The 13,141-nt window shown below is 37.9% G+C and carries 8 protein-coding genes and 2 pseudogenes; 5 read left to right on the top strand and 5 right to left on the bottom strand.

Features of this window, described 5'->3' with window-relative positions; translation table 11 throughout:
- Positions 1-72: 72 nt before the first annotated feature.
- Both BV214_RS17090 and BV214_RS17085 read left to right on the top strand, forming a co-directional pair.
- Positions 73-1,365, top strand: a pseudogene (locus BV214_RS17090) (PepSY domain-containing protein); the annotation flags it as partial.
- A 6-nt stretch (positions 1,366-1,371) separates the two neighbouring features.
- Positions 1,372-2,229: a ferredoxin reductase domain-containing protein gene (locus tag BV214_RS17085; RefSeq protein WP_262483081.1), complete on the top strand. Its 858-nt coding sequence runs from the start codon at positions 1,372-1,374 to the stop codon at positions 2,227-2,229.
- A 46-nt stretch (positions 2,230-2,275) separates the two neighbouring features.
- Here BV214_RS17085 and BV214_RS15265 read toward each other — a convergent pair whose 3' ends face one another.
- On the bottom strand, positions 2,276-2,737 hold the full coding sequence (locus BV214_RS15265) for an Lrp/AsnC family transcriptional regulator (protein ID WP_086478374.1): 462 nt from the start codon (positions 2,735-2,737) through the stop codon (positions 2,276-2,278).
- A gap of 153 nt (positions 2,738-2,890) precedes the next feature.
- Between BV214_RS15265 and BV214_RS15260 the strand changes: the two genes are divergently transcribed.
- The 3 genes and pseudogenes from BV214_RS15260 (at position 2,891) to BV214_RS15250 (ending at position 5,935) form a co-directional block, all read left to right on the top strand.
- Positions 2,891-3,925: a DUF1852 domain-containing protein gene (locus BV214_RS15260; protein ID WP_086478373.1), complete on the top strand. Its 1,035-nt coding sequence runs from the start codon at positions 2,891-2,893 to the stop codon at positions 3,923-3,925.
- A gap of 29 nt (positions 3,926-3,954) precedes the next feature.
- On the top strand, positions 3,955-4,983 hold the full coding sequence (locus BV214_RS15255; protein ID WP_086478372.1) for a methionine synthase: 1,029 nt from the start codon (positions 3,955-3,957) through the stop codon (positions 4,981-4,983).
- Between the two features lie 114 nt (positions 4,984-5,097).
- A pseudogene (locus tag BV214_RS15250) lies at positions 5,098-5,935 on the top strand (sulfite exporter TauE/SafE family protein).
- A 95-nt stretch (positions 5,936-6,030) separates the two neighbouring features.
- Here the strand turns inward: BV214_RS15250 and BV214_RS15245 are convergent.
- The 4 genes from BV214_RS15245 to BV214_RS15230 all read right to left on the bottom strand — a co-directional run.
- On the bottom strand, positions 6,031-7,737 hold the full coding sequence (locus BV214_RS15245) for an SWIM zinc finger family protein (RefSeq protein ID WP_086478371.1): 1,707 nt from the start codon (positions 7,735-7,737) through the stop codon (positions 6,031-6,033).
- A gap of 370 nt (positions 7,738-8,107) precedes the next feature.
- Positions 8,108-10,648 carry an SF1B family DNA helicase RecD2 gene (recD2, locus tag BV214_RS15240; protein ID WP_086478370.1) on the bottom strand — a complete coding sequence of 847 codons (2,541 nt, stop codon included), beginning with the start codon at positions 10,646-10,648 and terminating at the stop codon, positions 8,108-8,110.
- 457 nt (positions 10,649-11,105) lie between these two features.
- Positions 11,106-11,996, bottom strand: coding sequence for a hypothetical protein (locus BV214_RS15235; protein WP_086478369.1), 891 nt, complete (start codon positions 11,994-11,996; stop codon positions 11,106-11,108).
- 46 nt (positions 11,997-12,042) lie between these two features.
- A partial coding sequence (locus BV214_RS15230) for a T9SS type A sorting domain-containing protein (RefSeq protein WP_140157776.1) occupies positions 12,043-13,141 on the bottom strand: 1,099 nt, incomplete at its 5' end.

The following is a 13,141-nucleotide window of genomic DNA, read 5'->3' as shown; positions in this document are numbered from 1 at the left end:
TTTACCCTCTATTTACTACTTACACAGTTTATGGTCTAGTCCCCGGTTTGGAGATTTAGCCATTTACTTTTTGCAACTATATCCTCAGCTTTCCTTTTAGTAGCCTCGGTGACTGGAATTGTTCTAGCGATAGAACCTATTTCAAATAAAATGCATTCCTTTCACATTGCTGAGGCGGACACACTCTCTTTGGCCAAAACTTTAGAAAATCTGAATGCAAAACATAAAGAAGTACTAGCTATAAGTAGGGATCGCAACGGTTTTGTAAGTGTTAGCGTTATAGATGAAGGGAAAAAAAAGAAATTTTATATTGACCCCACATCTGGTGAGAAAATTGGGGATATCATTCAAAAGCAAGCTGTTTTTCAATTCGCTACAAACTTACACCGTTCTCTTTTTCTTAAATCAACGGGCCGATTCCTAATTGGACTCGCCTCGTTGTTACTTATATTTATTTCAATTTCTGGCATAGTACTAATTGCCAAGAGACAAGGAGGATACAAACAATTTTTCGCACCAGTGGTCCGTGAGAACTTTTCGCAGTACCATCATGTTGTCTATGCCAGATTCGCACTAATCCCACTGTTAGTTTTATCCATTACAGGGGTTTACCTTTCCCTTCTACGATTTGATATAATACCTGATCCCCATACTTCATTGGTGGTGAATTTTGATACTATTAAGGAAGATCCCATTAAAGAATATACCGAGTTTGCATTCTTTCAAAATACACCTTTAAAAGAACTGCGCGAATTGGAATATCCATTTTCCGAATTTGTTGAGGATTATTATATCATTCGTCTTAAGAACAAAGAGTTGTACCTGAATCAAGTGACAGGAGAAGTACTTGCGGAAGAGAATATCCACCCTATCCAAATTATTTCATCCTGGGCAACTGTCCTGCATACTGGAGAAGGAAGTATTCTATGGTCTATTGTGCTTGGCCTAGGAAGCCTGGCAATTCCCTTTCTAACTATCACAGGGTTTATTGTATACTTTAAACGACCCAAAACGAAAATTAGAAATAAACTTTCCAAAGATGAAAGTAATTATGTAATTCTTGTCGGGACTGAAGGAGGTACAACCCTTCAATATGGGAAAGAACTGCATGATAAATTATTAGCTAATGGATTGAAAAGCCATTTAGCGCTAATGAACGAATATTCGTACTATAAAAAGATGGAGCATCTGATTATAATAACAGCAACGTATGGGCAAGGTGAAGCGCCAGCAACAGCAAATAAGTTTATAGAACTGATTCAAAAAAAACAACAAAAACAAGCTTTTAACTTTAGCGTGGTTGGTTTCGGTTCTACGGCTTATCCCAACTATTGTCATTTTGCTTACAAGTCGCATAAAGCCTTACTTACGGTGAATAATAGTACCACAAAGCAAGACGTGTTTACCGTGAATGACCAATCATTTGAAGCTTTCACTGAATGGTGTCATAAATGGTCGGAAACAATTGGGGTTAGTATTAAACTTGAAAAACCAAAATTGAAATTGAATACCGTTCCTCCCTCTACTTTTAAGATCATTGGCAAACAAGAACTTAAAAAGGACAACACCTTTTTACTAAGCTTTCAAAATTTGAACGGTACAAAATCCCAATCAGGAGATTTGCTATCTGTAATCCCTACTGAGGGAGCTCAAGAACGTTTGTATTCAATTGGAAAATTAGATAAAGACACCTTGGTTGTCAGTATACGCAGACATGAAAAAGGGCTGTGTTCAAATTTCTTGTATCGACTAGAACAAGGAGAAAAACTCTCTGCGAGGGTAATCAGCAACAAAAATTTTCATTTTCCTGAAAAGGCTAAAAAATGTATTTTAATTGCTACAGGAACAGGTATAGGCCCATTTTTAGGGATGATAAATGAAAATATTAAAAAGAGGGAGCTTCACTTGTATTGGGGAGCGAGGACTTCTGACTCATTTAATCTGTATAGGAATTATATTGAAAACGCAAAAGAAGAAGGCAAATTAACCAGTTTCAACCCAGCTTATTCCCGTAATCCGATGGAGAAACTATATGTTCAACATTTGATAAAACACGACCATGAACTATTCGTTGAGGTGTTAAAAAAGAAAGGCTGCATTATGATCTGCGGGTCTATTGCCATGCAGAAAGCAATCCTACAAGAATTACAAGAACTATGTAATGAACATTTAAATAAAGACCTTAGCCATTTCCAAAACAAAAACCAGATCAAGATGGATTGTTATTGATGCTAACCAAAAAAATAAGTAGCCTTCATTTACGGGGTATTACAATTTAAATCGGCACAGCATAATTATGTTTTATAACTCCCATTACAAATGTACTTTGAGCACTCCCAATATTTTTAATGGAACCTAACTCATTGAGTACAAAATCTTGATAATGTTTCATATCCCTAACCATCACCTTCAATCTAAAATCATAATCCCCCGAAATATTATAGCACTCACAAACATACTTGGAAACCATAATCTCCTCCACAAATTGATGACCTATTTCTTTAGTATGCTCTTTTAAAGCAATATCACAAAAGACGATAAGTCCTTTTCCAACTTTTTCGGCTTCCACCACTGCCACATATTGTTTGATTACTCCCTCCCTTTCCAAACGTTTGATTCTTTCATACACAGGAGTGGGTGATAGATTAACCTGTTGCGCAATTTCTTTTGTGGTTAATTTCCCACTTTCTTGAAGCAATTCTAATAACTTTAAATCAATTTGGTCTAAATCGGACATAGTTAAATTTTCTTTTCATGCATTAAATCAAAACAAATAAAAGATGTTTTACCTAATAAACAAACACTAAAAAGTAATATATCTTATTTAAATCATAATCGTAATTAATTCATCTTTTATTATAAGATTTGTAGGAAATAATATCTGGTTAAGATGAAAGCGATCATATTAGAAGATTCAAGAATAAACGAAAAGAACGGTTTAGAGAACACTCAGGATGATTTAACATTCACACTAAAGAGTATAAATTTCGATGAGAACTATATACCGTCCAACAGTACACGTACAACAACCAACTTTGCCAACCTGGCAAGAGGCGAAAGTCGTCAGGAAAATTTGCGTAATGCGATTAATATGATTAACAATCGTTTTAACAGCTTGGCTAACTGGGATAATCCTAATAACAATCGCTATTCGGTTGAATTAGAAATTGTCTCTGTTGATTTAGATCTTGATAGTAGCGGTAGAACATTTCCGTTAATTGAGATTTTAAAAACGCATATTATAGATCATAAAACAGGCAAACACATTGAAGGTATTGTAGGTAATAACTTTTCTTCTTATGTGCGCGATTATGATTTTAGCGTCCAGCTTTTAGAGCATAATAAGGACAAGGACCACTTTAGTATTCCGGAAGGTTTTGGGGAATTACACGGTAATTTATTTAAGTGTTTTGTAAAATCAGAGAGTTACAAAAAACACTTTATGAAACCACCTGTTATTTGTTTGAGCGTATCAGAAAATAGAACGTATCACCGTACAGGAAACCATCATCCTATATTAGGTTTTGAATACCGATCGGACAAATCTTCTTTAACAGTACAATACTTCAAAAAAATGGGTTTACAGGTTCGTTATTTTATGCCATCAAATAGCGTTGCACCTTTTGCGTTTTATTTCTTTGGCGATTTACTAGCTGACTATTCCAACCTCGAATTGATAAGTACCATTAGTACCATGGAAACCTTCCAAAAGATTTATAGGCCTGAAATTTACAATGCCAATTCTGTAGCAGGAGCGCGCTATCAGCCTAGTTTAAAAAACCGAGACTATTCAACAACCAAAATTATATACAACCGGGAAGAGCGCGCCCAGTTAGGAATTGAGCAAGGTAAATTTACAGAAAAGCATTTCATTAAGCCGTACAAAAGTGCCCTAGAACAGTGGTCTGCTAATTTCACTCTTTAATAAATACAACACATTAAAATAATTCTATTATGAAGAAGTTATTACCCACCTCCACCGTTGGAAGTTTACCCAAACCTGCTTGGCTTGCACCTCCAGAAAAACTTTGGTCACCTTGGAAATTAGAAGGCAATCAGTTACTTGAAGGAAAGCAAGATGCATTGCGCGTTTCTTTGCACGAACAACAATTGGCTGGGGTTGATATAATAAGTGACGGTGAGCAAACACGTCAACATTTTGTAACTACTTTTATTGAGCATTTAAGTGGTGTGGATTTTAAGAATCGTAAAACTGTAAAAATCCGTGACCGATATGATGCGAGTGTTCCAGTTGTTGTGGATGAGGTTGCACGCCAAAAAGCAGTTTTTGTTGAGGATGCTAAATTTTTACGTAAACAGACAGACAAGCCTATAAAATGGGCATTGCCAGGACCGATGACAATGGTAGATACGTTGTACGATGACCATTACAAAAGCCGAGAAAAGTTGGCGTGGGAATTTGCTAAAATACTCAATGAAGAAGCAAGAGAACTTCAAGATGCAGGGATTGATATTATCCAGTTTGATGAACCAGCATTTAATGTTTTCTTTGAGGAAGTAAACGATTGGGGAATGGCAACCTTAGAAAGGGCCATTGAAGGTTTACACTGCGAAACGGCAATACATATTTGCTATGGCTATGGAATAAAAGCTAATAATGATTGGAAAAAGACATTGGGTTCTGAATGGCGTCAATACGAAGAAATTTTCCCTAAAATTCAAAATTCTAATTTAGATATAGTGTCATTAGAATGTCATAACTCCTGTGTTCCTTTTAATTTGATTGAACTAGTTCGTGGTAAAAAAGTAATGGTAGGTGCCATTGATGTGGCAACCAACAGAATTGAAACACCTGAAGAAGTAGCTATTACGCTACGTAAAGCGCTAGAATTTGTAGATGTCGAAAATCTTTACCCTAGTACAAACTGCGGTATGGCTCCGTTATCCCGAAAAATAGCAAGCGGTAAGTTAAGTTCTTTAAGCGCAGGAGCAGAAATTATACGCAAAGAACTTGGACTTTAGCAAATCTATTAATTCAAAAATGGTTTCCATATTTGACGCTTCTTAGTTTAATGGTTTTTTTTCATCAAATGGAGCACTGCAAACGAATAAATCTATCAATTATTTAATTTACGTATGGACATATATATTCTCTACTATCTCGCTGCAGGTACTTTAGCTGGCTTACTTGCAGGCTTGTTTGGTATTGGTGGCGGTATGATAATTGTACCAGCATTAATTTACATTTTTAAAGCACAAGGCATTCCAGAAGCTGCGCTTACCCATGTTGGTATTGGTACATCTCTTGCAACTATTATTATTACGTCCATTAGTTCACTTCGTGCACACAATAGTAAAGATGAGTGTATGGAAACGTATGGCACCGGGATTGGTAATGGGTTCATTGATTGGTGCCGGAGTTGCATCTGTTATTCATGGTAACTCACTTCAGGCAACAATTGGTGTAGGTGCCTTTTTGGTAGGATTAAAAATGTTATTTATGAAAAACAAAGCATTGGAAGAAAACAACTTTAGCAAACTACCATCGCCTGTTGGGCAAACTAGTTTGGGAGGTTTTATCGGTATTGTTTCTGCTATTTTTGGTATTGGCGGAGGTACATTAACCGTTCCGATATTGAGTTATTATGGATTAAAAATTCAGCATGCAGTGGGTACATCGGCTGCCTGTGGCTTACCTATCGCTGCTGCTGGCGCTATTGGATTTCTTGTCTTTGGCCAATTGGTTGATACTAGTGTAAAAGAGGCATTGCCTAATGGTGTCTTAGGTTTTGTACATATGTATGCTTTTATATGTGTGAGTTTAGCTAGCTTTTTCGCCGCACCTATCGGTGCAAAACTTGCACATAAATTACCTGCAGCAACATTGAAAAAAGCATTCGCAGTATTGTTGTTAATTGTGGGGCTTAAATTAGTGTTGGATTCTAATGTATTTATAATTGCCATGCTCAAGTGATAAGTGTAACTGGCCAAGTTGATTTTAATTTTTTGAATATAATTCTTAACTGTCAGATTTTATCGTGGTTACTTCAAATAAGAAGACACAATTCGCTAAACCCATTGTAGTCTCTGAAATTCTTCTCTCATAGCGGGTCTGTTCTTGTATTGTTGAAGTAAGGATTCCTTTAATTCTTGAGCAGCTAAAAGCCCACCCTTCACACCTGCCATCTTTTTTAAATAGCGTACCAAGGCTTTATATTCATTTCTACCGGTATTAGTAGCTTCAATTTCGATGGCTGATTTATAAAAGCCCAATAATTCTTCCGAATATTCAGGGTCCAGTAGATGGGTGAATTCCATGATCATGTAAATATTGTTTGATCCCCCGACAAGCTGGAGCAGTTCTAAGGTCATTCCTTCCTCTATGAAAATCTGGGCCAAATCGTTCGGTGGTATTCCCTGATAATATCGCTGTTGGCGTTTTTTCAACTCAGTAATCAAGCGATTTCGTTCAAATTCCCAGTCGCCAAGGGGAATGGTTTGCTTAAAACACCTGTAATACGCAATCTCTGAAGTGTTCTCTACAAACAGTTCTCTGGCAAGATTACGATATTGGGTATCATCTCCCAACTGCTTATACACTTCAAGCAATTGCACTTTCCAATCATGAATTGTACCCGCCTCATTTTCTTGACCTGCAATTTGAATTCCCTCAAGGATTAACCCTTTAGCCTGATTATAATCATTATCGGCGAGGGCATTATCCACCCGAATTTGGCGGAATTTACTATAATTCAAATACGCGTCAATTATAGTATCAGCTTCCTCGGTTTTTCCTTCGGATTGCAAAAGGTCAATCCTTTTCAATAAATATTCTTGTAAGTAATACTTTTTACTCCAACCTTCCGAATCGGCCAGTTCCTTGATTTTAAGGTCCAGAAATTTATGGGCCTTATTCCGGTGGTTCAATACGATGGCAGTTTCAAAAAATAGCGTTTCTAAATGATCTCCTACACCGTAATCATTATAATCGGAGTTCTGTACTTGTTTATGTAGCCATTCAAAAATAATGTTCTGTAAGGCATTTGATTCATTTGTGTTCAGGATGTTTCCAATCATTTCAAAAGATTCCGCTATGGCACTACCGCATTGCCCCGAGGAATCGTCCATGTATTGAATGGCTTTGACACCTTCCATGGCGATGGCAGCTACAATGGAAAAGGCTTCGCTAAAATTTCCCTTCCCATAATAATCCTCGGCTAGGATAAGATAATGATCAACATCACGCATGGCTTTGTAACTATGGCGATAATCAATATACCCCCCATATTCATAATCCTCAAAAATCCCATTAACCTGGTATTGGTAGTACCCAATAGTTTCCCGATGGTCTATAGCTTCCGGCTTTGAAAAGGTTGAAACGAAGTGCCGTCTGAACGCTTCATTTTGACTTCCATAGTCACGCACAAAGCTCCTTAGATCCTCAGCACTAGTAGTTTCTAGTAAGTATTCCCAATTTTGTGGATTTGGTTGTTGCTGCGTTATTTGGGTAACGGTTTGTTCGTCCATTATTGCAATGGCTACTGCGGCGACATGTTTACAAATGACCCCGTCGTAAGGGCAATCACAATAGTAACTACGGACGCCACCTTCACCATCAGCCTCGATTTTTACCTTGTAGTTTCCGTAGTTGCCTAAAACCTTTGCCGACCAGGCACCCTTACTTTTCTCCTGTAATTTTAATACATGGCCATCTTCGAAGTATTCTTGGCCACGGCCAAATATAACACTGGGTATTTTGTTTAAAAAATCATCCATTCCAGATCCAATTTGTTACTTAACAAATATAGAATAACCGTTTTATTGTTAAAACAGAAAGATGATCTTTTGAGGATCAATACGATCCGTTTTACAGATTGTTGAATTCTCGAGATCCAATAGGCGAAATTCATCACCTTTTACCCTATCGGTAAAAATGTCTTTCCTGGACCGATTTCTCATCTTGGATGAAGCACTGGATTTGCCAACAAGTTCTTTTCATAGATATTTTCTTGCCAATACACCAACCTGTTGAAAGTAGATGTTAAGAGCGAAATAAGGGAAATATATGGCAGTTAAATGTTAATTGAAAATAGCTGTTCTCCCCTCACTTTTATATCCATGAAACGTCTATGGGTAAAATTGCAGTCTAAATATCATTTTGGACAATGGTCTTCAGCATCGTTTTTCTGGTACGATTATCAATATTTCTGACAGCTATACCCAATGCTTTTCGCGTCCCCACAAATATGGCCATTCTTTTGGCCCTTGTAAGTGCGGTATAGATAAGGTTTTGATAAAGCATATTAAAATGCTGCAACACCACTGGAATAATTACCGCGTCGAACTCACTACCCTGTGATTTATGGATGGTAATGGCATAGGCCAAATCCAAGTCTAACACATCTTGTTTTTCGTAGTGTACCTGCCGTATATTTTCACCTGTTTTATAGGTGATCTCTAAAGCATTGGATAGGCTATCAATTGCCGTTATGTACCCAATATCGCCATTAAAAACTTCGAGGTCGTAGTTATTTCTTCGCTGAATCACCCTATCTCCGGCACGGAATGTACGGTCGCCAACTTTTAAACTTGCAATTCCTTCTTTTTCTGGATTAGCGGTTGCCTGTACCAATTGATTCAGATTACGCGCTCCCATACTTCCAACCGTCATGGGAGTCAGTATCTGCACCTCCGTATGCTCTCCCAAGCGCTCTTTTATTGTTTTTGTATAGAGCCTTACCACCATTTCCGAGGCGGTAAATCCATAATTAATACTGGACCAAGGATGAATCTTTTTCACAATCCCTTTTAAGGCTTCCGCATTGGATTCCGACCGCAATAGCGATTCAATATTGGTGTGCAAGAATTTATTAGGAATATTAAAAATATACGAGCGCACTCCAGTGTTTTTTAAACTTTCTATTTCCTCTTTACTGGTAGGATTAATGTAAATATCCTTCTCCTGGGTGATGGTTTTATACCTATCATCCGATTCCTCATCTCCCTGCTCCCGTAGAAAAGCTAAACCTTCATTATCTATCACATACCGCATTGACTTTCTTATTTTCTTAATGAAAAGCGTTTGCTCCTTGGTCGCTTCTTCCGAATCTATAAAAAGACAATCCACTTTTTTATTCCAGATATCCGGCATATGGATGGGCGATTCTATGCGGGGAATTTTACGCTGAATTATTCCGTGGGCAAATTTTATTATTTGGCTTTCGCTAGCCTGTCTGAACACCTTTTTTAGATTAAAAACCGGCACTTCTTCACTTTCTATCAAATCTTTCAACACATTACCGGCTCCTACCGAGGGTAATTGATTGGGGTCGCCAATAAGCAGTAGCTGTGCTGAAAGAGGGGTTGCTTTTAAAAGGGATGCCATTATGGAAATATCGAGCATAGAGCTCTCGTCAATAATGACAAAATCCGTATCCAGTTGATCTTCCTCGTTTTTCTTGAATTGTCCTGTGTGTGGTTGCCAGACCAGTAATCGATGTATGGTTTGTGCTTCCTCCCCTATTACTTCACTCATTCGCTGCGCTGCTCTACCTGTAGGTGCTGCAAGGGTCACTCTTTTCTTCATCGCCAACAGTAATTTCACCAAAGCTTTGGTAGTGGTCGTTTTTCCACATCCCGGTCCGCCAGTTAAAATTGAAAAGGGATGTTGGCAAATTCCGTAAACGGCATCAAACTGTTCTTCGCTCAAGGGAAACTCTTGAAGTTTATTAAAGCGCTTCAACCAATTTTTAACTCTTTCTGTATCGATGGCCACCTCATTCTTAAGAAAAGACTTCACAATTTTTGCAGTGTGCAACTCATCAAAATACAAGGACTTGGAGTAATAGCACTTCACCGCTAGTTCTCCTTCTTGCTTTAACCGAACTTTTAAATCGTTATTCTTTTCCATTTGGCGTACTACCTCCTGGCACAAATCGGAAAAATCCTCCTTTAAGAGGGTTTTGACCTCTTTTTGAATATTCTCCAACTCTAGGTAGCAATGGCCTTGTTCCCTTGCAGCGGAAAGTACATGGCTCACTGCTGCTTGCATTCGTTTGGGGCTGTTCTTTGCAATCCCCATACTCAATGCTATTTTATCGGCAGAAAAGAAACCAATACCATAAATATCCTTTGATAATTGGTAAGGATTATTTTCCACGATTTTGATGGCATCATTCCCATAGGTTTTAAAAATCTTGACCGCAAATAAGGTACTTACACCATATTCCTGCAGAAACAGCATTACATTGCGGATCTCTCTATGTTCCGTCCAAGAGGATTCTATTTGTGCCAGCTTTGTTTGCGCTATTCCGGGAACTTCCTTCAAACGTTCAATATCACTTTCAAAAACATCCAGGGTATCTTTTCCGAAATGCTTTACGATCCGTTTGGCAATTTTAGGTCCCACTCCATAGATTAGACCAGAACCAATATATTTTTCCAAGGCCGATGCACTGGAAGGTTTTCGCTCAAAGGTGCTATGCGATTTAAATTGTTCCCCATACTTGGCGTGTTGCACCCATTCTCCCTCAAACTCCATGGTGGCCCCGGCAAATACATTTGCCTGATGCACTGTTACTGTTTTCAGTTCATGGGGTTTGCCAATAGGGCTAACCCGCAAGACAGTCCAGCCGTTTTCCCTGTTGTGATAGGTAACTCGTTGTATGACCCCTATAAGTTTTTCCATGTTTGACCTATATTGTACACAATCCTGACAAAAATAAGCATTGTATCAGGGAAATTGAGTGAAAAACAAAATCAACCAAATCTTAAGATCCCTTCAATGGGCATCCAATATCAATATATTCAAACACCAGGATATCCGGATAAATATCCGTAGTCTTTTATCTCGACAAATTACTATTTAGTTTTTTCAAGATACCTAATAGTAATTTTCTAAGAGCAAAAACACAAAATAGGTTACAGTTTCTTTTGCCATGGACTTAGTAGGTCGATAGATAATTCCAATGCTGATTGTTTTACTGCAAATATCGAACTCCTATTTCAATTTACACACAACTTTTGAACTTGATCCATTTCGGCGGAAACACAAAATATTTCAGAGCCTTTAGCCTTAGGTAAATAACAAATAAAACCCCGTAAATTGAGTATATACGGGGTTCTCCATTTCAGGATCCTGATTTTTAGAATTGAAATCCATACTGAACTTTCAATCCAAAAGCTAGGGTCCGTACCTCCTCTACATATTGGCCCGGGAGTACATCCCTCCTAGCAGTAATTAAACTTCCAAATGAATAAGCCGTCGGATTTTGATTATTATACTCAACAATCCTTTCCTTTGAAAGACCAGGCTTTATATCCTTTAGCCCATAGTCCAAAAACAGCCCCAAATAAAGGGATCGTTTATTTTCCAAGATTAGTTTTGCCCCGCTCTCTAGATGTGCTAAAACGTTGGTCTTCAAGGCTAGATTTGAATTAGAATTTTTCACACGACCAAATTCGCCAAATCCGGAAAATTTAGGCTCGGTCAATTCAGCATCATATTGCTCATAATAGCCACTGGTTTTTAAGGAAGTGGACAAGCTTTGATAATCCGAAGCTAAAACAAAACCTGTCTTAACACCAGCAACCGCATAGAACCGAGTCTTACCCAGAGATTCATATTGAATCCGGAAGGGAATGTTCAAGAAATATACTTCTTGGCTTTCAGAAAAACTATCAGCTCGATACCGAAATTCGAACTCCTCACCTTCGGAATCCTGACTCATATAAGCCCCTTGAATTTTGGACCTAGAAAAAGCTCCTTTCATATATTGTAATTCAGCACCCGTTCCTAGACTCCAATTTTCAGAAAAATAGTAGGCATACATACTTCCTATTCCAAAGCCGTTTTCCAATTTACTTTTCTGTTCAAGCGCTTCATATCCTAATTTGGAAAAAGAACCATGAAGGTTAAATGAGACTTCATTATTGGATTGTGCCAAAACCTGCCCACTTATACCACCTAGCACAAGTACTATTACAGGCATTATAATTATATTCTTTATGGCTATTTTAAAAGTATTAGTTTTCATAGTTATATTTATCATCAACGTAATTATAGAGAAACACGGACACCTCCTACTTTATAATAAATTTGAGTGTTCTATTAATGTTCATAGACCTAACCTTCAATATATACACCCCCATTTGAAGGTTATAGGGCAGATTTATATTGGTTCTCTTGCTATTTGGTTTAATTTCCTTGATTAGCATGCCGTTCAAATTATATATTGAAAGCTGCATTGATTCGAGCTCTTTATCTGGAAAATCGGCAACAAACTCCATCGTACCTCCAGAATTTACCGGGTTTGGAGCCAAGGATACATTTAAAGTTTCCTTTAACTGGATCGAAAACGTACAGGTTTTTAAGACATCCCCATTTTCGGTTTCCATCTCTACATGATATGAGCTCTTCGCATCCAATAGATCCAACGCATTTTCCCCTGCAGAATAATATTGGCCACTACCAATTTCAAGTCCATTTTTATACCAACGATAATCTACAAATTTGTAACCACCATTGGTGCTCGGGTTATTATTAACCAGTAATACATTATTAAATTTTTGAACTACAATGTCCTCAAAATTGAAGTTCTTCTCCACCATAATATTATATTGCTTGCTTAAAAGTCCATCTCCCGAAGTCACTACCACCGTTTCTCTGTAAATTCCAGGTACTGGTGCATTGATGGTGAAGATCTTGTCCCGATCCATTGTTGAGCCTTGAATCTGTTCAAGTTGAATTTGCACCTTATCATCAGAATTCCCGCAGCCAATTAAGTAATAAATATCCTCAGAAGGATTGGAGTAAAAAGTTCCATTAATAACCGCGGTTTTTAAGCCAGCCTCACTACCAAATACCTTCAGGGTCCTTTTCACAGGATCGGCAGCTTCGTAATTTTCGTTACCTGGCTGCGAAGCCGTGATGACGATTTGCCCACCTCTTAGAATTTTCACAAACCCATTGACCCCAACAGTAGCTGCCGGATTTTCTGTCTTATAGGTATAAGAATATTTTATAGGTAGACTAGAGGTTGATATTGCACTCAACTGAAAATCTTCATCTGTTAGTTGATAACGTGCTTCAATTTCCTCAAATGTGATACTTTGTGATGCTTTATTAATTACCATACTGGCTGTTAGTACCCGGTCGTTATGGTTATCCTGGCTTACCGTG

It is taken from the genome of Arenibacter amylolyticus, from assembly GCF_002150785.1.
Classification (GTDB): domain Bacteria; phylum Bacteroidota; class Bacteroidia; order Flavobacteriales; family Flavobacteriaceae; genus Arenibacter; species Arenibacter amylolyticus.
Note: the sequence above shows the minus strand (reverse complement) of the source record. Positions and strands in the feature narration are given on the sequence as shown.